The organism is Ruegeria sp. HKCCD7559 (genome assembly GCF_013110575.1).
GTDB lineage: Bacteria > Pseudomonadota > Alphaproteobacteria > Rhodobacterales > Rhodobacteraceae > Ruegeria.
In genome coordinates, this window is sequence record NZ_WVQU01000002.1 from 238,208 (window position 1) to 258,591 (window position 20,384).

A 20,384-nucleotide genomic window follows, 5' to 3' on the forward strand; every position below is an offset into this window, starting at 1 on the left:
ACAGGAGCTTACATATGATGCAGAAACTCTGGCCGGTGGTTGTCTTCGCTGGCTTGGCAGGTGGCGTGGCAGCGGAAGCCGTCACCGTGGACAATTGCGGCGAACCGCTGGTTTTTGACTCGGCGCCGGAACGTCTGGTCGTGCATGATATGAACATGGCGGATATGGCCTTTGCACTCGGCCTTCAGGACGAGATCGTGGGACTTACCGGGATTTCGGGCTGGTACAAAACCAGCCCTGACTTTGATGCTCAGCGCGGCGACATCCCAGAGCTTGCCCCCAAATACCCGACGATTGAAAACCTTGTGGCCGTCGAACCTGATCTGTTTTTTGCCGGTTGGTACTATGGCATGAAACCCGGCGGAGATGTCACGCCCGACACGCTGGAACCCTTTGGTATCAAGACCATGATCCTGACCGAAAGCTGCGTGCATCTGGACGAGGATCGCCCCGAAGCCAGCATGAACCTGTTGTTTGATGACGTTCTGCGCCTGGGCAAGGTCATGCAGGTCGAAGACAAGGCCGAGGCGCTGGTTGCCGGCTGGAAGGACAAGTTGTCCGCCATTCAAGCAAAAACAGCCGATCTGGAAAAGCCGCGGGTATTCCTGTTGGACGGACCGGCCGATGCTCCGTTTACCGCCGGCAAGTTCGCCATTCCCGATGCGATGATCGCAGCCGCTGGCGGTGAGAACGTAACTCATGATCTGGATACCAGCTGGGGCCGCACGTCGTGGGAAGCTGTGGCAGCGGCTAACCCGGAATTTCTGGTGCTGCTCGACTATCAGTCCGGCAACGGCGCAGAGGACACTTTCCAGTTCCTCAAGGATCACCCGGTGATGTCACAAACGGACGCGGTAAAGAACGAGCGCTGGATTGGCCTGCGTTACGAAGAGCTGACTCCCGGCCCGGCAAATATCGAGGCGATCGAGAAGATGGCACAGGCGATGCACCCGGAGACCAACTGATATGGTCCAATTGGGCCGTTTGATAGTGCTGGGGGCGGTTGTTCTGACCGCCCTTTTGCTGTTGTCGATCGTCTATGGGACCACCCCAATCCCCGTGCGCGAAGTCTTTTCGGCAATCGGCCTCGGAACCGGTATGGTGGAAGGAGACATGTCGCCCTTGCACCGGATCGTCTTCGACCTTCGCCTGCCCCGCGCCCTGTTTGCCGCCGTGATTGGTGCGGGGCTGGGCGTCGTTGGTGTCGTTCTGCAAACAACGACGCGAAACGATCTGGCAGATCCGTTTCTGTTCGGTCTGTCCTCGGGTGCTGCTGCCGGCGCCGTTCTGGTGATCACCGTCACAGGGGATGTCCTGGGAATCTGGACGTTGCCGCTGGCAGCATTTTGCGGTGGCCTGATCGCGTCCGGCATTGTTCTGGCGCTGGTTCAGGGCTTGCGTACGAGCGCACCCGAAAAACTGATCCTGGCTGGCCTGGCGGTGTCCTTTCTGTTTTCCGCAATCACCAACTACCTTATTTTCTCTGGCGACAATCGCGCGGCTCATTCGGTGATATTCTGGATGCTTGGCGGCCTGGGACTGGCAAGATGGGAAACATTCCCGCTTGTCCTGATCGGACTGGGCCTGATCCTGAGCTATTCACTTTATCGCAGTCGGTGGCTTGACGCGCTGCTGACCGGGGATTTCACAGCCTCGTCACTGGGTATTCCCGTTCAAGGTCTGCGGTTCAGCATGTTTTTCGTTGCCGCTTTGGCGACGGCCAGTTTCGTTTCAGTTGCCGGTGTCATCGGCTTTGTCGGGCTGATGGTGCCTCATATTGCACGCGGCATCGCCGGTACTCTGCACCGAAACCTGCTGATTGTCTCGGCGATCGTGGGCGCGATTCTGCTGACATTGTCCGATATCTTGTCACGCCTTCTTCTGGCCCCGCAGGAGTTGCCCGTCGGAATCGTCACAACGTCAATAGGATCACTTTTTGTCTTTTTGTATTTGTTCAAATCTGATCGCGGAAGCTAGTTTTCCAAGGTTGCGCAACACTGTCATTTCTCAGCATTGATGAGGTCAAGCAGTTCAGCATGCAGTTCAGGGGTTGCGGCGGAAACGACCGCGCCATCTGAATCGAGGGCCAACGCATGCCCGTGCCAATCGGTCATCACTCCGCCAGCAGCCGTGATCAGAGGTGAAAGCGCCAGATAGTCATAAGGTTGCAGATCGTAATCCACCACAGCATCGACATGGCCCGAAGCAAGCAAGGCATGGGGGTAACAATCATAGGCAAATCGGCGCGTCTGCCCTGCATTCATCAACCGGTTGAACAGGTCAGGATGGTCGCAAAAAATCTTGTCGCCTTCATTCACATACAAAACCGAATGATCCAGACGCGTGGTGTGCGACACCTCTATCGGCCGCCCGTTCAGGCTGGCCCCGTTACCAACCACACCCAAATAGGTCTCATGCAAGGCCGGCATTCCGACCAGCCCCAACCGAGGGCGCCCATCCACAAGGTGCGCCAAAAGGAACCCGAACAAAGGATGGCCGGACAGAAACGAACGGGTTCCGTCAATCGGGTCAATCACCCACATATGACGCCCGTCGCCTGCTTCTTGCCCGTGCTCTTCGCCAAAGATGCCGTGTCCGGGAAAATGCTGTTTCAGGTAGGTACGTACTTCTGCCTCAACTGCCTTGTCGGCCTGCGTCACCGGGCTTTCATCCTGTTTGAATTCAATGCCCAAAGACCCCCGAAAAAAATGCATCGCGGATTCCGAGGCAATATCAGCAATCTTCTTCGCATGCTCAGTCAACGCATCTGGGGTTACCATTTCCGGTCCTTTCGGCTGAAGTCATCCAATCTCCGACGGATGAAAGGTTGTTTACCCTGAAAGCTGAATGAGAAGTCTTGCAGTTCAGTTTTCAGATGGGCATGAGGTGTGACAATACTGAAACTTTATCAATGGTTTATGGATCGAAACCCGTCAGATTCGACGAACTTTCGCACATTCGGGGCGGATTTGCCCTGTTTGCATGCTTTCCCCGTGTGTTCCGATCGCTGTGCGTGTGTCTGTTGATCAGCTCTTGCACCCTCGGGTCAGGTCTTCACCCGGCTCATCTGCGGGTCGTAAAGCGGTTGCAGCGTCACTTCGCAAGGAACCCTCTGAGTGGCGACATCCAATTCATATGTCCCTGATGTGACGTATTGTGCGTCGACACCGTTGGCGTTTCGGATGTAACCGTAGCCGATCGACTTTCCGACGGTGTAACCATAGCCGCCCGAAGTCAGCCATCCGACCCTTTCGCCATTCCGATAGATCGTTTCACGCCCCAAGAGTACAACCTCGGGGTCAACCGTGAAACATGCCAGCATCTTCTTTACGCCGCCGGTTTTTTGCGCCTCAGATGCGGCGCGCCCTTTGAAATCAATATTTTTCCGGAGTTTCACGGCCCAGCCCAAGCCGCTTTCGAACGGCGTATGATCTGGCCCGATATCCGAGCCCCAGGCGCGATAGCCTTTTTCAAGACGCAGCGATTCAATCGCCCTGTAGCCCGCATTGATCAAACCATGCGGGCGCCCTGCCTCCGTCAAGGCGTCATACACGGTCTGTGCATATTCCACCGGCAGGTGCAGTTCCCAGCCCAGCTCACCCACATAAGTCACGCGCAGCGCCTTGACCGGGCACCCCGCGATCCCGATGGTGCGGATCGTGCCAAACTTGAATCCGCTGTTCGAGACGTCATCGCGCGTCACCGTCGCCAGAATCTCACGCGATTTTGGCCCCATCAATGACAGAACCGCATTCGATGAGGTGATATCGAACAGCTGGCAATTCATGCCCTCGGGAATGCTGCGGTTGATCCAGTCGAAGTCATGCGTGGCATAGCCGGTGCCGGTGACAATATAGAACTCATCATGGGCTACGCGCCCAACAGTCAGGTCACACTCGATCCCGCCCTTGTCGTTCAGCATTTGGGTATAGACAAGCGCACCAACCGGCTTGTCCACATCATTGGCACAGATCCAGTTCATCGCCGCCAAAGCATCCGGGCCCTTGAGGGCGAATTTGGCGAAAGAGGTCTGATCGAACAACACAGCCGCTTCGCGTGCCGCTTTATGTTCGCGCCCGACAGCATCGAACCAGTTCTGGCGGCCAAAGCTGTATTCATCCTTGGGCACCTCGCCCTTTGACGCGTCCGCGTACCAGTTGGGGCGTTCCCAGCACAGTTTCTCGCCAAAACACGCGCCCTGCTTTTTCAGCGTGTCATAAAGCGGCGACTTTCGGCAGGGGCGGCCCGAGTCGTGTTCCTCATGCGGCCAACCCATCGTGTAGTGTTTGCCATATGCCTCGACGGTACGTGTGCGAACCCAGTCGGTGTCGAAATGCGGGCGGCCAAAGCGGCGGATATCGGCAGACCACAAATCGAAGGGCGGCTCACCCTTGTGCACCCATTCCGCCAGCGCCATGCCCGCACCACCGCCAGCCGCGATGCCAAAGGCATTGAAGCCCGCACCGACGAAAAAATTCCTCAACTCGGGCGCTTCGCCGATGATGAAATTGCCGTCGGGCGTGAAGCTTTCCGGCCCGTTGGTCAGCGTCTTGATGCCAGCGTTCTCCAACGCGGGCACGCGCCCCAGCGCAAGTTCCATCAGCTGTTCGAAATGATCGAAGTTGCTGTCGAGAAGGGTATAGTGGAAACCTTGCGGAATACCCTTGGTGGCCCAGGGGATCGGGTTCGGCTCATAGCCGCCCATGACCAGACCTCCGACTTCTTCCTTGTAGTAAGTCAGCCGGTCGGGATCGCGCAAAGTGGGCAGATTGCCGGGCACGTCGAAAGGTTCTGTCACCATGTACTGGTGCTCCATCGGAACCAAAGGAACGTTGACGCCAAAGCGGCTGGCAAAGGTGCGGGACCATTGCCCGGCGCAGCAGATCACTTTTTCACACTCGATCCGACCGTGTTCGGTGATTACCGCACGAATTTTGCCATCTTCGATCTCGATATCGGTGACTTTGGTATCTTCGAATATCTTCGCCCCGGCCATGCGGGCGCCCTTGGCCAATGCCTGCGTGATATCTGACGGGTTCGCCTGACCGTCTGTCGGCAGGTAAGCCGCGCCGATCACGTCAGAGACATCCATCAAGGGCCACAGCTCCTGCGCCTCGGATGGGGTCAGAAGCTGCATGTCCAGACCAAAGGAATGCGCCGTAGTGGCCTGGCGTTTCACCTCGGTCCAGCGCTCTTCGTTGCAGGCCAGACGCAAGCCGCCGTTCATCTTCCAGCCAGTGCCAAGCCCTGTTTCCTCTTCGATCTTGTTGTACAGATCGACGGAATAGCCCAGCAATTGCGTGATATTGGCGTTCGAACGCAACTGTCCCACCAGCCCTGCGGCGTGGAAGGTGGTGCCCGAGGTCAGTTTCCTGCGCTCCAGCAGAACCGTATCCGTCCAGCCCAGCTTGGCCAGGTGATAGGCGGTCGAGCAGCCGATGATCCCGCCACCGATAATGACGGCTTTGGCTGTATTCGGAAGGTCGGTCATGTCTGTCCTCAGGTGTTTTTGAAATCAGTTAGGGCTGCGCGGAACCGCGCCAGGTTTTCAGCTGTGTAGGCTGCGTAATCAAAGTCGATATCCGAGGTGATCTCGGACACCATGCTCCACATGGTTTCCCGCAGCAGCGAGGCGCATTTCATCGCCGTATAGCGGTGGCGCAGATCGTCGGTGACCGGGGCTTCAAAATAGCTCTCCAACACCCAGTCTTCCTGTTCAGGCGACAGGCCATTGTTCGACGCCAGCCCGCCCAGATCGAACAGCGGAGAATTGAACCCGGCATAGTCGAAATCGATCAGCCAAAGGCGGTTGCCGTCGTTCAGAAAGTTGCCACAGAGCAGATCGTTATGGCCAAACACCATGTCATACGGGCCGGCCTCGCGTTCCAACGTAGCGCCTGCATCGATCAGGTCAGGGATCAGCGTTGTATGGACACTGCCGCGTTCAGTGAGTGTCGCGGCATAGTCGCGGATGACGTGGAACACCCAGAACACCAGCGATGGACCGCGCAGGTGCTTCGGTACCTCGGCATGGCACGCCTTAACCAATTCCAGCACGCGCGGCAGCATATCCGGGTTGCGGACATCTTCCTCGGTCAGTGTACGGCTTTCGATGAACTCTAGCACCGTCAGATCGCCTGACGAGTGTACAACCGCTGGCGACAAACCCGCCGCATGGGCGGCTTTGCTGGCGGCCAGCTCATTGAACCGCATCACCTGATGCAGGGGGATGTCGTCGCCTACACGCACCACATAAGACCCGCTGCCATCCGTGACCTTGTAGTTCACATTGGTTATGCCACCGGTCAACGGAGCGGCCTCGATCTCTCCCTGCCAGATCGGCAGAGCGCGGATGTGGGTCATCAGGTCGGAATGGCTCATATCAACTCTCCAGTCCAAAGCGGATGCGGGCCTGACGGGCACTGGCATTGATCAACCGATCGGCGATGATGGCAATGAAGGCAATCGACAGGCCGGCCACCAGACCGCGGCCGGTATCGGCCTTGGTCAGGGCGATATAGACCTCCTGCCCCAGATCGCGGGTGCCGACGAGGGCGGTGATCACCAGCATCGACAGCGCCAGCATGATCGTCTGATTGACGCCCAGCAGGATTTCAGGCAACGCCATCGGCAGGCGGATATGGCGCAGCAATTGCGTACGGGTGCAGCCGGAAACCAAACCGGCTTCAATCAGTTCCTCACTGACCGAGCGCACGCCATGGGCGGCATAACGGACCGCCGGGGCCAGCGCATATAGAACGATGGCAATCAGGGCGGTGAAATCGCCAACCCGGAACAGCATGACGACAGGGATCAGGTAAACAAAGCTGGGCAGGGTTTGTAGCGTGTCGATCAGCAGGTTGATGGCCGTCCCAGCGCGTTTGTTCAGTGCCGCCAGAACACCCAGAGGCACCCCGATCAGCGTCGCCAGAGTGACAGATGCGCCGCACAGATAAACCGTCACCATCGCCTTGGACCACAGGCCCGACACAAGGATCAGAGAGGCCATTCCTCCGCACAACAGTGCCAGACGCCAGCCGCCCGCGTGCCAGCCCAACAGGGTCAGCATTGCAATGACCCATGGCCACGGGATGCCCAGCAGAACCGTTTTGATCGGGATCATAAACCAGGTCAGGAAGAAAACCTTGATGGCCTCGAACGTGTCGAAATAATTTACGTTCAGGTATTCGACCGTGTTGTCCCAGAACGCGCCGGTGGTGATGGTCTGGCTTTCAGGATATTCCAACAACAGAGGCGAGAACTGTCCCAGCACCCAGGTCAGCAGCATCAGGACCACAACCAGAACCGTCCGGCGATGACGCGCGATCCACGAGCCGGGGACCTCATGATGCACCTGCCCCATCCGTTCGGCAAAGGCCTGGCTCAGACGGTCGACGGCGATGGCCAGAACCACGATGGCGATGCCGGCTTCGAACCCTGCCCCAATGTCCAGACGGCGCAGCGCGGCGAGGACGTCAAAGCCCAGCCCCCCAGCTCCGATCATCGAGGCGATGATGACCATGTTCAGGGTCAGCATGATCACCTGATTGACGCCCACCATCAGGCTGTGGCTGGCCGAGGGCACCAGCACGCGCCACATCAACTGCCGCCGGGTCGTGCCCGCCATGCGTCCGAAATCCAGAATCTCAGGATCCACACCTTTCAGCGCCAGCGTTGTGATCCGCACCATCGGCGGGGTCGCATAGATGATCGTCGCGACCAAGGCAGAGATCGGGCCAAAGCCAAACATGAACAGGATCGGCACCAGATAGGCAAAGATCGGGATTGTCTGCATCAGGTCCAGGATTGGTGAGATGATCTTTTCAAAAAGCGGATGGCGATAGGCGAGAATGCCCAACAGCAACCCTCCGCCCGCGCCAATCGGCACCGCGATCAGGACCGAGGCCAGCGTCACCATGGCGCTGTCCCATTGTCCGAAAACTGCAAGATAGACGAAGCAGGCCCCGACCAGAGCGGCCAATCCCCAGTCACGGCAGTATTGCCCCAAGGCGACAACGGCGGTGATGACCACGATCCAGCTGATCGCAGGCAGGATGACCTGCGCGTCATTTCCCTGACCGCTGACAAAGCCGTCGGCCAGCAGAGCCAATACCAGATTATAGGGCTGCTCGATCAACCACGCGATGGCGCGGGTGACATCGGTGAAGGACACTGGCCCGATGGCGGCATCCTCGATCAGCCATGTCATCGCCGAGGAAATGTAGGTTTTGAACGGGATCACCCAGGCCGAAGGGAACTTGGTCAACCAGCGCGCATCCAGCGCCTTGCTCAAATCACGACCGAAATAGCCAAGCACGATGGTGACCAGAACAAGCAGCAGAATGGCCATCTGGCTGCGGGTCAGGCGGATCATGCCATGTCTCCGCCGCCGAACAGCACATGCGCAACGGCCTTGCGGTCAATCGCTCCGACGGGCTGGCCCTCTGCATCCACGACGGGGATCGGCGCATCTGCCGCGATAATCCGTTCCGCCACGTCCGAGATGCGCGTGGATTGAGAGATCGGATCGCCCTCGCCCACAGCGCCGCAGGTCATGACACCGCCGACGGTCAGGACCTTTGAACGGGGAATATGTTTCGTGAATTCAGCCACATAGTCGGTGGCCGGGTGCATCACCAGCTCTTCCGGCGTGGCGATCTGGATCACCTCTCCGTCCTTCATGATGGCGATGCGGTCGGCCAGGCGAACGGCCTCTTCGAAATCATGGGTGATGAAAACGATGGTCTTGTGTAACCGCTCCTGCAACCGCAGGAATTCATCCTGCATCTCGCGCCGGATCAGCGGATCGAGGGCCGAGAACGGCTCGTCCAGAAACCATAGATCAGGCTCGGTCACCAAGGAACGGGCAATGCCGACGCGCTGTTGCTGGCCGCCGGACAGCTCACGCGGGTAATAATCCTCGCGCCCCTTCAAACCGACCAGTTCCACCACCTCGCGGGCCTTGGCCTCGGCTTCGGGTCTGGGCGTGGCCTGAATCGTCAACGGAAACATCACATTCTGCAAAACGGTCAGATGCGGCAGCAACGCGAAATGCTGGAACACCATGCCCATCTTGTGACGCCGGATTTCGATCAGCTCATTCTCGCTGGCGCGCAAGAGGTCAGCATCGTCGAACAGAACTTCTCCGGCGGTTGGTTCGATCAACCGGGACAAGCACCGTACCAGAGTGGATTTGCCGGACCCCGACAGGCCCATGATGACGAAAATCTCACCTTCCGAGATCTCGATATTGGCGTTGCGCACTGCGCCGATCACGCCTGCCTTGCGAATTTCTTCTGCCGTAGGTTCGGGGGTTGTCCGCAGCAACCGATCTGCGTTGGGGCCATAAAGCTTCCAGACGTTTCGGCACGACAGTTTGGTCTTGGGGGGCATCAGGGTGGTCCGGTTCGTTCGCGAAAAAGGCCAGAGCGGTCCGAGAGAGCGGCAGGCCCGCTCTGGCCAGTGGATTACTTCGAGATCCAGCCAGACCAGCGGTCTTTGTTGGTCTCCATCCACTCTGCAACAACGCTGTCGATTTCCACGCCGTCCAGATCGGCCTTGCCAACCATGGCGCTCATTTCATCATTGTTGATTTTGTAGGCTTCGATGATGTCATAAGCGCCCGGCCATTTTTCTTGCAGGCCAGACCAGGCTGCTTTCCAGATCGGGCCACGCGGCTTGCCGCAATCATAGGCCATGTTCGGGTTCACACCAACCGAAGGGTCGCTGTAACACTCTGGCGTAAATGGCGGAAACTCGACAAACTCGCCTTCGTATTTCGCCGGCGCCCAATGTGGGACATAGACCCACAGAACAATTGGATCCTGCCTTTGATAAGCGGATTCCAATTCTGCAAACAGGGCCGCGTCGGTGCCCGCATGGACGACTTCGAAATCCAGTTCAAGCGCTTCGACACGCTCGTCATCGAAGCCACCCCAGGTCACCGGGCCGCCGACATAACGCCCGTTCGGAGCAGTTTCCGCCGTCGCGAATTCCTCGGCGCAGTCTTTCAGTGCCTCCCAATTCGGCAATCCCGGGCACCGTTCCTTCATGTAGCTGGGATACCACCATTCTTCGATCGCCATCAGGCCGGTTTCGCCGACATTGACAACCTTGCCGGTGCCGGTTGCCTCGTCCAGCGCTTCGCGCCCGGTGGTTTCCCAGATTTCCATTGCCAGATGCAAGTCACCCGTTTTCAGACCGGCGAATTGAGCAATGTAATCCGCCTGAACATATTCAACGTTGTACCCGGCTTCTTCCAGGATCGAACCCATGATCTTGGTATTGATCAACTGCCCCGACCAGTCGTGCAGCGTCAGTTTGATTGGGTCCGTGGACTCAACAGCCCATGCAGTTGTTGCGGCTCCGGCGGCCATGAGGGCCAGCGCGGAAATTCCCATTTTACAATTCATAACACCTTCTCCCTGTCGTGATTTTTTTTGATGAATCGGTGGTATTGAGTATAGACGACCACATCGTGGGGTTTTGTGTCAATAAAAACCACGTAAAGCCACATAAATTCCTGCTCGAGGCAAGTTTCAACGGCTTCTCTTTGGTAGAACGTTGCTTTATGTGGGTATTGTGGTATGACTTAACGTCCCTTATGACGATGCCATCAGAGCGCGAAACATGAACCTGCCGACCACAAACCAACGAGAAGAAGAAATCCTGCGCGCCCTTTTTCGCGCGGGCGGTTCGTGCCGCGTAAGTGTTCTGGCGAATGAACTTGGGGTCAGCCTGGAAACCATTCGGCGAAACGTCCGCAATCTGGAAGAGCGCGGCATCGTGCGCAAGGTCCATGGCGGGGTTCATCTTCTCGAAGACATTCTGGAACCGTCGCTGCAAAGCCGCCTGGACAAGAAGGTTGACGCGAAAGAGAAGCTGGCGAAGGCGGTTGCGGAGGTCATCAGTGACGGAGACTCCGTTTTCCTCGATATCGGCTCTACTACCGCTTATGTGGCGCAGGCACTTTGCAACCACAGTGACCTCTTTGTCGTGACGAACTCGGTTTTTGTTGCTCAGGCATTGGCTTCAAGAAACAACAACCGGGTCTTCATGGCTGGTGGCGAGCTGCGGTCGCACGATGGGGGCGCATTTGGTATTGAAGCTCAGGACCTTATCAAACGTTTGAACGTCCGTTTCGCCGTTCTTTCAGTCGGGGCGGTCAATGCGGACCCGGGCTTTATGCTGCACGACCTGCAAGAAGCAAACCTGGCCCGCGTCGCCATTCGAAACGCACAGGTCCGCATTGTCGTGGCCGATGGCGAAAAGCTGGGAAAGCGCGCGCCGGTCACATTGGAACCTGCCGACAAGATCAATCTGTTCTTTACCGATGTGAACCCGCCCGAGGACATCTGCCAGATGCTGTCGGCAAATGAAATCGACCTTGTCGTCGCCGAATAAGCGCCTAACGCTTTTCGGCAATGACCCAAACCGGGTGGTAAGTCAGAGGAACCCTACCGTCTTCTCCGAACTTTTGCACGTAGTCAGCTTCGAACCGGGCCAAGGTGGACCGGGTCCATGCACCCTGAGCCCGGCCATTTACCCCTGTACTGCGCAAATGCTTCAGCACATCTCTGGGTGTGTCAAAATAGGATGGCCGAACACTTTGGCCAACCGTCAGAATCTTGAACGGCCCATCTATGGCGGTTGCAAGGGCGTCAGGCAGGCATAGGCCCGGTGCACGGGCTGTCGATCCGATTTGCGCAAGCTCTTGATATTGCAATGGACCAAACCCGGAAATCGCCAGCCACCCTCCGGGTTCAAGCGCCTCGGCAACCTGTTGCAGTAAACCGGCCGGATCCTCCATCCATTGGATCATCGAGGCCGATGCGACCAAATCCAGCTTTGCAGGCCATTCGACCAGGCGGACGTCTCCGTCAACGAAAGCCGCATTTTCCGCATCTGCCGTCGCCCGAGCCTGCGGCGCGATATCGTTCAGGTGAAGATCGGGAAGATCAAAGTTCTGCCGCAGCAACCGGGTCAGATGGCCAGTGCCGCATCCCAGCTCGAACGCCACATCAAACCGGTTCGGCGCGCCAACCCGGCGCATCTCGGAAACCAGCTTGCGGGCAACCCAGGCCTGCTGGCTGGCTGTATCGTTGTAAGTCTGGAAGCTTCGGCTGAAGCTTCGCTGCACCTTGTCTGCCAATTGCGCGGTCATGACATCCACTCCGCCCAGCTTTGCCCCGGTTGGAAAGGTACATGCGGAGCAGCGACGCCCTTGACCACATCCGGGGGCGCGGCCCAGGCTATCCTTTGAGCATTGGACGGAATGATCCGGTCCCGCTCTGATATCCAAACCCGATCAAAGCCGGGATCAGGCGCCGAGCCGCGTTCGATTACCGCGTGAAGTTCCTTTCTTGCCTGCTCGATGTCCAGTTCAGGTACGTCAGCAGACAGTCCGGCGCGTCGGCAAAACTTGACGAAACTTGACGAAGACAGCTGATCCGCCGTGGCCCGGACAATATCGGGCGCGATGCCCCTGCCTGCGCAGGCAGGATGCAACGTACCGCTGACGGCAACCAGCCGGTCAGGGCGAAACCCTGTGCTGGCCAACCAATGGGCCGCGGATGCGACGCCGAAAGAGAACGCAAGCATTTCGACTCGGTCATACCCGGCCAGATCGGGCAAGGGATCATCGAGCCGGGTATAGTCATCCACCAGCAGAACAGATCCGCCTCCGGTCAGCCCGCGGAACGGGGCAGAACCCAGCGCCCACCCCCCGAAGACCAGTGTCAGCTTGCTGTCATCCGATTGCGCCAGCCACTGGTGTCTCATTGCTTCCCCCCGGCCAAAGCGACCATCGCGCTGGTGATCCGGCCGAGCTCATCAGGTGAAACAATGTAAGGCGGCATACAATAGATGTTGCGCGCAAAGGGGCGCAGCCACACTCCGGTTTCAGGGGCCAGCCGATGAGCGACTGAAGGATCAACCGTTTCCTTCATTTCAATAACGCCAATGGCGCCAAGAACCCTGACATCTGCAACGCCCGGCAAACTGCGCGCTGGCTCCAGTTCGGTCCGCATCTGGCGTTCGATATCAGCCACCTGGCGTTGCCAGTTCCCCTCGGCCAGAAGTCTGAGGCTGGCCGAACCTGCGGAACAGGCCAGAGGGTTGGCCATATAGGTCGGGCCGTGCATGAACACTCCGGCCTCACTGTTGCCAATGCCATACGCCACCTGCCTGCTGGTCACGGTAGCAGCAAACGATATATGCCCCCCGGTCAATGCCTTACCCAGACAAATAATATCCGGGGTTATGCCCGCATGATCGGTGGCGAACAGCTTGCCGGTTCGGCCAAATCCGGTTGCGATCTCGTCAAAAATGATCAGCACGTCATGGGCATCGCACATGGCGCGTGCCGCGCGCAGCCATTGGGGATGATAGAAATACATGCCCCCGGCGCCTTGAACCACGGGTTCAAGGATCAGGGCCGCGAGGTGATCGCCCTTTTCGGCCAACAGTCGTTCCAGCGCCTCCAATCCGTTCAACGCGCTATCTTCGGGCCAGTCATCCCCCAACCGAACCTGGGGACGCGGCAGGAAGTGCTGGATCGACAAAGCCCCCCGGAACAGCCCGTGCATACCCGTCACAGGGTCACAGACGCTCATCGCTTTCCACGTGTCACCGTGATAGCCGCCCCGAATTGTCGCAAATTCGAATTTGCGGGTGCGGCCATGGGCCATTTGATACTGCACCGCCATCTTCATCGACACTTCGACCGAAACAGACCCACTGTCGCAATAGAAAATGCGGTCCAGCCCTTCGGGCAACATGTCGACCATCCTGCGCCCCAGATCAATGGCCGGATGGTGCGTCAGCCCTCCGAACATCACATGAGGCATCTTGTCCAGCTGGGACTGCATGGCGGACGTAATTTCGGGATGCTTGTGGCCGTGGATGGCGCACCACCATGACGACATGGCGTCTATCATCTTTGCGCCGTCCTCCCGATAGAGATACACGCCCTCGGCCCGGTCGATGAGATGCATCGCGCCGGGATCGGCCACGTTGGTATAGGGATGCCAAAGGTGGTTGGCGTCAAACTCCAGCGGGGTCACAGAAACCTCCGTATGGTCGCCACGTCTATGGACGAGAAGGCATCTGACAAGCTTTGCTGCGTCAGGTCTCCAAGATAAGGCAGGCGTCCGAGGTGTCGCACCTTGCTCATTTCGACGATGGTTTGTTCCACGTCGGGCTCCGGATCTCCGACAAAGGCAACGCCGACCACTTCGCACCCAGCGCCTCGGAGTGCCATCAGGGACAACGTAGTATGGTTGATCGTTCCCAACGCCGTGCGCGCGACCAGAACGACCGGGGCCTGCCATTGGGCAATCAGATCCAGATAGTAGGATTTGCGGTTCAGAGGCACCATCAGCCCCCCTGCCCCTTCCACAACCAGCGGCCCCTCAACCTGCGGCAGCGCTAGCCGGGACAGATCGATCTCTATACCCATATCTTCGGCAGAAAGATGGGGTGAGGCGGGCATGTTCAGGCGATACGCCTCGGGCAACACGCCCACGCCGGACAAGGTGCAGACGGTTTCCGTGTCCGTTGCATCCTCGAGCCCCGATTGAACCGGCTTCCAGTAAGTGGCGTTCAGGGCCGCCGTCAGGCCAGCCGAAAAAACTGTTTTTCCGACGCCCGTGTCGGTTCCGACAATGACCAGAGCGCTCATGCGGCCTCCGACTGATGGCTGGAGATGGTTGCAAACAGGGCCGAAATGTCCTCAGGACTGACATTCCCGGTGATCGAGACGCGTAGACGGGATGTGCCTTTCGGAACGGTAGGCGGGCGAATGCCGCGAATGTCAAACCCCTGATGTTGCAAAGCCTGTGCCATCGCCATCGTGCGGGCCTCGTCCCCAAGAACGACGGGAATGATCTGGCTGTTCAAGGCCGCGTCAGGCAACCCAGTTTCACGGGCTGCATCATGTGCATGGCGCAGACGTTTGAGTGCAGCAGTGACCAAATCGTCATTCCCGGCCAGTTCACGCAGGACGGCCCGTACCAGCGCAGCATTCAGAGGGGACGGCGCCGTTGCAAAGATAAAGGGCCGTGCGCGGTTGATGAGGGTATCGATCATCGCCCGCGGGCCACAGATCAGCCCGCCGGAAACTCCAAGCCCCTTGCCGCAGGTGTGCAGGGTCAAAAGGTCAGCGTTCAGATCATGCGCCAGACCTTTGCCATTTGCCCCGAAAACGCCGGTTGCGTGCGCCTCATCCACGATCAGAACAGCTTGGGCTTCACGCGCCAGACATGACAAATCTTCCAGCGGAGCCAGATCGCCCTCCATGGAATAGACGCTTTCAACGGCAATCCATACCTGACCCTGCCCACCAGCGGATCGCCATTCGGTCAGAACGTTGCGCGCATCCGCGACGTCGTTGTGACGGAAAGCGCGCAGATCCGCTCGGCTGGCGCGCATCCCCTCATGGGCGCTGGCGTGAACCAGTTCGTCATACAAAACCAGATCCCCGGCAGCCGGCAGGGTGGAAAAGATTGCCTGATTGGCCTGAAACCCCCCGCCCATGAACAATGCGGCCTCGGCCCCAAAGAACGCAGCTGCTTCGTGTTCCAGCGCCTCATGCTCGGGGTGATTTCCCCGCAGCAGCCGCGAGCCACCCGAGCCCACGGGCACGCCGCGCGCCAGCGCGGCCTGTGCGGCCTCTTGCAACAGGCTTGACCCGGCCAAGCCCAAATAGTCGTTGGACGCAAAATCCAGCCCGCGCGCCGGGATCAAAACCCGGCGGCGGTGCCGGGCTTCCAGCGCACCCAGCATGGATTCCAGTCGTTCGACTGCTTTCATTCGGCGGCTTCCGTGCGTTTATGGTCTTCAGCCGTTTCGGCCTGAAGGCCCAGTTTTGCAAACAGGATCGAGTCGGTGTCTTCTTCGGGGTTTTCCGCCGTCAAAAGAGTTTCACCGACAAAGATGGAATTTGCTCCGGCGAAGAAGCACATCGCCTGCATCTCGTCGCTCATGTCGCTGCGCCCGGCGGACAACCGAACATAGGCTTTGGGCATCAGGATGCGAGCGGTTGCGATGATCCGCACAAAGTCGATTGGATCAACCGGTTCCGCATCAGCCAGCGGGGTATCCGCCTGTGGCATCAGCATGTTGATCGGCACCGAATCCGGCGGCGGGGTCATGTTGGCCAAAGTCAGCAACATATCGATACGGTCGCCAGTGTGTTCACCCATCCCCAGAATACCACCCGAGCAGACCTTGATCCCGGCTTCTTGCACCCGGGTCATCGTGTCGATCCGGTCCGCGAAAGTACGGGTTGTGATCACTTCGGAATAATAGCGTTCGGACGTGTCGATATTGTGGTTGTAATAGTCCAACCCGGCATCGCGCAGCTGAACCACCTGGGTGTCATCCAGCATGCCCAGCGTCATGCAGGTTTCCATGCCCATCGCCTTGACGCCTTCCACCATGGCAACCAGGGCAGGCATATCGCGCGGCTTGGGCTCGCGCCAGGCGGCCCCCATGCAGAACCGGGTCGCGCCACCGTCGCGGGCCTTTTTGGCCTCGGCCAGTACACGCTGAACCTCGATCAGCTTCGATGCAGGCAGGGTGGATCCGTTGCGGGCCGATTGCGAGCAATAGGCGCAATCCTCGGCGCACCCGCCGGTTTTGATCGACAGCAGCTTAGAGGTCTGGATCTTGTTCGGATCAAAGTTCTCGCGGTGCACGGTCTGTGCCCGGAACAGAAGGTCCATCAACGGAAGGTCATGAACAGCTTGCGCAGACTTTCGGGTCCAGCCGGAATGAGGGATGATCATTTTATCTATAAAACTTCCTGCAGCTTGCGTTGCCGAGGATTTATTATCGATAAAATCTGAAGGCGCAACCGTGTTGGCGCAAACGATCCCAAATCAAGCGGAAATGCCGCGCTTTTCAGAAATCAAGACCAAGATCAACGGTTCGGGCGGAATGCGTCAGCGCCCCGGACGAGATGTAATCGACCCCGGTCGCCGCAATTGATGCAACCCGGTCCAACGTCACATTACCGCTGGCTTCGGTCTTCATCCGCCCGTCCACCATGGCAACCGCTTCGCGCAGCATCTCGTCATCCATGTTGTCCAGCAATACGACGGACGCGCCGCCAACCTCGAGCACTTCCGCCAGCTGGTCCAGTCGATCGACTTCGATCTCGACGGCCATCATGTGGCTGGCTTGCGCTTTGGCGGCCTCAAGAACCTGACGCACACCCCCGGCAGCGGCAATGTGGTTGTCCTTGATCAGGATCGCGTCGGACAAAGAGTAGCGATGATTGAAACCGCCGCCATGCAGCACGGCCTGTTTTTCGACAATGCGAAGTCCGGGCGTGGTTTTGCGGGTACAGGTCATGCGGGCATTCGTGCCCTTTGTCTGCTGAACAAAGCTGGCAGTTTTTGTGGCAATACCGGTCAGACGACCGGCAAAATTCAGCGCGACCCGCTCACCCGAAAGGATCGAGGCGGCAGAACCTTTGATGGTCATCAGCGTGTCGCCGCGCCGACAGGGCTGGCCATCCTTGACATGCGCCTCAACCTCAAGCGTCGGGTCGACCAGCCGGAACGCAATCGTCGCCACCTGCATGCCCGAAACGACGGCATCCTCACGCGCATTCAGCCGGGCCGTATAGGTCGCGTTCGGCGGGATCACGGCGCGGGTGGTCACGTCACCGTATGCTCCCAGATCCTCCATCAACGCCGCGCGGATGACGGGTTCGAGGATCAGATCGGGCAGGGTCGCAAAACTCATGATATTTCCTTGCAGGCTTCGGCGCGAATGTGCAGCGCGTCGCTAAGATACATCCGGGATCGTTTGCCGGGGCCATCGGCAGTTTCCGGAAAGTCGGATCGCTCATGCGCGCCGCGGCTTTCTTCGCGCTGCAATGCCGCCGCGGCGATCAAGGTTGATGTGGCACACATGTTTCTGAAGGACGGGCATGTGCCATGCTGCTCTTCGAGCGTGGCAATCCTGCGCAATGCCCGGCATAACCCGGCGCGGTTCCGGACCACGCCAACATCGCGCGACATGGTCGTGCGCAACATACTGACCGCTTCAGACGTATCGGGGATGTCAGCTTGATCAAATTGAAGGGCCACAGGTTCCGACGCGGAAGTGTCCGGAATCGAACGCGCAATGTCCTCGGCACAGATGCGTGCAAACACCAACGCTTCGAGCAAACCGTTCGAAGCCAGCCGGTTGGCGCCGTGAAGGCCGGTCGAAGACGCCTCGCCGCACACCCACAACCGATCCAGCGTCGCGCGGCCATCAGTGTCTGTGGCAATCCCGCCCATGTGGTAATGCGCTGCCGGAGCAACCGGGATCGCATCCCGGACCGGATCGATTCCGTTGCGCGCGCAATATGCGGCAACCGCCGGGAAAAGTTCGTTGATTTGCGCGCCCAAAGCCTTGCGGGTGTCCAGCATCGGGCAGTTGCCGGCCTGTACCTCGGCAAAAATCGCCCGGGCCACAACGTCGCGCGGGGCAAGCTCGGCATCAGGGTGAACGGCCTGCATGAAACGCTCGCCGTACTTGTTTATCAGTATTGCCCCTTCTCCGCGCAAGGCCTCGGTCGCCAGCGGGGCCGGGTCTTCACCCACGTCCATGGCCGTGGGGTGGAACTGCACGAATTCGGCATCGGCGATCAGCGCCCCCGCCCGTGCGGCTATTCCGATGACCTGCCCCCGGATGCGGGCCGGATTGGTCGTCAGGGCATAAAGCCCGCCAGAACCGCCGCCCGCCAACAATACGGCAGGTGCACGAAGCGTCACGGACGCAGATCCGCTTTCCGAGGCATCCTGCAGAACCACGCCCAACACGCGCCCTTCCGTCACTTCCAGCGCAACGGCAAGGACCCCCTCCAACACCTGCACCGACGGAGTTTCGCGCACTCGTTCGATCAGGGCGGCCATGATTTCACTGCCTGCCTGATCGCCCTTTACCCGCACGACGCGGGCAAAACTGTGCGCGGCTTCTCGGGACAGGACATACCCGCCACCCTCGGTGCGATCAAATGGTGTGCCCAAAGTGGTCAGGTCCAGAATATAGTCCCGCGCTTCTCGGGTCACCAAATCCGCAACGTCAGGTTCGACGGTGCCTGCCCCGGCATTGACGGTATCAACGGCGTGGCTTTCCGGGCTGTCGGCCAGGTCCATCGCCGCCGCCACGCCACCCTGCGCCCATGCCGAACTTGCACCTTCGCCCAAAGGTTCAGGCGAGATGATCACCACCGGTCGCGGCGCCAGTTTCAGCGCAGCATAAAGCGCGCCAATCCCGGCCCCGACAATAATGACGCGATCCGTAGTGATGTCGGTCATTGCCGATCAGATGCCGAGCTTGCGGGACAGATCAATCATCGCCTGTACAGATTTGCGGGCCTTCTCTGCCACGTCTTCGGCGACCTCGACCTGGCCTTCCATCGTGTGCAGAGCATAGAGGATCTTTTCCAGCGTGATCTTTTTCATGTACGGGCACATATTGCACGGCCCTACGAAATCGACGTCGGGCAGTTCATCCGCGATGTTCGACGCCATCGAACATTCGGTGATCAGCATCGCCTTTTCGGGTTTCTCATCATGCACATATTTGATGATCCCGCTGGTTGAACCGGAATAATCCGCCTCGGCCACCACATCCGGCGGGCATTCCGGGTGCGCAATCAGGCGCGTTCCGGGGTTCCATTCGCGGAAGTCGCGCAAGTCCTGTGCGGTGTATTGTTCATGCACGATGCAGGAACCGGGCCAATACACCACGTTCTTGTGGCTTTCATTGGCCACGTTTTGAGCCAGATATTGATCCGGCGTCATGATGACCGTGTCGCTTTCCATGGCATTCACGATCTGCAAGGCGTTCGACGAGGTGCAGCAGATATCCGAGGCCGCTTTGACCTCGGCAGTGGTGTTCACGTAAGACACAACCGGCGCACCGGGGTATTTGGCCCGCATTTCGTCGATTCCTTCGGCAGTAATCGATTCTGCCAAAGAACAGCCGGCATCCATGTCGGGCATCAGAACAGTTTTCCCGGGGCTCAGAATTTTCGATGTCTCGGCCATGAAATGAACCCCGGCCTGAACGATCACATCCTCTTCCACCTCGCTGGCCTTGATCGCCAGTTGCAGGCTGTCACCCACGAAATCGGACACACCATGATAGATTTCCGGTGTCATGTAATTGTGCCCAAGGATCACGGCGTTACGCTCTTTCTTGAGCGCGTTGATCGCCCGCACATAGGGCGCATAGATCGCCCAATCCGGCGGGCTGATCACACGATCCATACGGGCAAACGTGTCTTTCATCTCATTGGCCAACGTGGCCGATGGGGCGAGGTCATAGACGTCCGAAAGAACAGTGCGGACTTGTGCAATATCGAGCAACGGGCGAGCCAC

Annotated in this window: 18 protein-coding genes; 3 read left to right on the top strand and 15 right to left on the bottom strand. The window is 58.7% G+C overall.

The window, feature by feature from the left end:
• The first annotated feature begins 14 nt into the window (after positions 1-14).
• Both GS605_RS09270 and GS605_RS09275 read left to right on the top strand, forming a co-directional pair.
• The gene (locus GS605_RS09270; protein WP_245223510.1) at positions 15-965 is read left to right on the top strand and encodes an ABC transporter substrate-binding protein; all 951 of its coding nucleotides are present in this window, start codon (positions 15-17) and stop codon (positions 963-965) included.
• Position 966: 1 nt separating this feature from the next.
• Positions 967-1,977 carry an iron ABC transporter permease gene (locus GS605_RS09275; RefSeq protein ID WP_171636159.1) on the top strand — a complete coding sequence of 337 codons (1,011 nt, stop codon included), beginning with the start codon at positions 967-969 and terminating at the stop codon, positions 1,975-1,977.
• Positions 1,978-2,000: 23 nt separating this feature from the next.
• On the opposite strand, the gene GS605_RS09280 is transcribed toward GS605_RS09275, so the two are convergent.
• From GS605_RS09280 to GS605_RS09305, 6 genes are all read right to left on the bottom strand, one after another.
• Complete coding sequence (locus GS605_RS09280; RefSeq protein WP_171723795.1) at positions 2,001-2,780, bottom strand: inositol monophosphatase family protein; 780 nt, start codon at positions 2,778-2,780, stop codon at positions 2,001-2,003.
• Positions 2,781-3,046: 266 nt separating this feature from the next.
• Positions 3,047-5,491, bottom strand: coding sequence for an FAD-dependent oxidoreductase (locus tag GS605_RS09285; RefSeq protein WP_171723796.1), 2,445 nt, complete (start codon positions 5,489-5,491; stop codon positions 3,047-3,049).
• A gap of 8 nt (positions 5,492-5,499) precedes the next feature.
• Positions 5,500-6,381, bottom strand: a complete 882-nt coding sequence (locus GS605_RS09290) for a phosphotransferase (protein ID WP_216600145.1) — start codon at positions 6,379-6,381, stop codon at positions 5,500-5,502.
• A 1-nt stretch (position 6,382) separates the two neighbouring features.
• A complete protein-coding gene (locus GS605_RS09295) occupies positions 6,383-8,374 on the bottom strand; it encodes a proline/glycine betaine ABC transporter permease (protein ID WP_171723797.1) in 1,992 nt (663 codons plus the stop codon).
• On the bottom strand, positions 8,371-9,393 hold the full coding sequence (locus GS605_RS09300; protein WP_171723798.1) for a glycine betaine/L-proline ABC transporter ATP-binding protein: 1,023 nt from the start codon (positions 9,391-9,393) through the stop codon (positions 8,371-8,373). Before GS605_RS09300 ends, GS605_RS09295 begins: the two co-directional genes overlap by 4 nt.
• A gap of 74 nt (positions 9,394-9,467) precedes the next feature.
• Complete coding sequence (locus GS605_RS09305) at positions 9,468-10,412, bottom strand: ABC transporter substrate-binding protein (protein WP_171364311.1); 945 nt, start codon at positions 10,410-10,412, stop codon at positions 9,468-9,470.
• A gap of 217 nt (positions 10,413-10,629) precedes the next feature.
• On the opposite strand from GS605_RS09305, the gene GS605_RS09310 reads away from it, so the two are divergent.
• Positions 10,630-11,403 (top strand): DeoR/GlpR family DNA-binding transcription regulator, encoded by a 774-nt coding sequence (locus GS605_RS09310; RefSeq protein ID WP_171723799.1) that lies wholly within the window; start codon positions 10,630-10,632, stop codon positions 11,401-11,403.
• 4 nt (positions 11,404-11,407) lie between these two features.
• On the opposite strand, the gene GS605_RS09315 is transcribed toward GS605_RS09310, so the two are convergent.
• The 9 genes from GS605_RS09315 to nadA form a co-directional block, all read right to left on the bottom strand.
• A complete protein-coding gene (locus tag GS605_RS09315) occupies positions 11,408-12,163 on the bottom strand; it encodes a methyltransferase (protein WP_171636172.1) in 756 nt (251 codons plus the stop codon).
• On the bottom strand, positions 12,160-12,780 hold the full coding sequence (locus GS605_RS09320; protein WP_171723800.1) for a DUF452 family protein: 621 nt from the start codon (positions 12,778-12,780) through the stop codon (positions 12,160-12,162). Before GS605_RS09320 ends, GS605_RS09315 begins: the two co-directional genes overlap by 4 nt.
• The gene (bioA, locus tag GS605_RS09325; RefSeq protein WP_171723801.1) at positions 12,777-14,063 is read right to left on the bottom strand and encodes an adenosylmethionine--8-amino-7-oxononanoate transaminase; all 1,287 of its coding nucleotides are present in this window, start codon (positions 14,061-14,063) and stop codon (positions 12,777-12,779) included. Before bioA ends, GS605_RS09320 begins: the two co-directional genes overlap by 4 nt.
• Positions 14,060-14,680: a dethiobiotin synthase gene (gene bioD, locus GS605_RS09330; RefSeq protein WP_171723802.1), complete on the bottom strand. Its 621-nt coding sequence runs from the start codon at positions 14,678-14,680 to the stop codon at positions 14,060-14,062. Before bioD ends, bioA begins: the two co-directional genes overlap by 4 nt.
• Entirely contained in the window at positions 14,677-15,810 is a 1,134-nt protein-coding gene (locus GS605_RS09335) for an 8-amino-7-oxononanoate synthase (protein WP_171723803.1), read from the bottom strand. The genes bioD and GS605_RS09335 overlap by 4 nt, the downstream gene beginning before the upstream one ends.
• The gene (bioB, locus tag GS605_RS09340; protein WP_171636182.1) at positions 15,807-16,787 is read right to left on the bottom strand and encodes a biotin synthase BioB; all 981 of its coding nucleotides are present in this window, start codon (positions 16,785-16,787) and stop codon (positions 15,807-15,809) included. Before bioB ends, GS605_RS09335 begins: the two co-directional genes overlap by 4 nt.
• A gap of 115 nt (positions 16,788-16,902) precedes the next feature.
• Entirely contained in the window at positions 16,903-17,751 is an 849-nt protein-coding gene (gene nadC, locus GS605_RS09345) for a carboxylating nicotinate-nucleotide diphosphorylase (protein ID WP_171723804.1), read from the bottom strand.
• Complete coding sequence (locus GS605_RS09350) at positions 17,748-19,316, bottom strand: L-aspartate oxidase (protein WP_171723805.1); 1,569 nt, start codon at positions 19,314-19,316, stop codon at positions 17,748-17,750. The genes nadC and GS605_RS09350 overlap by 4 nt, the downstream gene beginning before the upstream one ends.
• 6 nt (positions 19,317-19,322) lie before the next feature.
• Positions 19,323-20,372: a quinolinate synthase NadA gene (gene nadA, locus GS605_RS09355; protein WP_171723806.1), complete on the bottom strand. Its 1,050-nt coding sequence runs from the start codon at positions 20,370-20,372 to the stop codon at positions 19,323-19,325.
• Positions 20,373-20,384 lie beyond the last annotated feature (12 nt).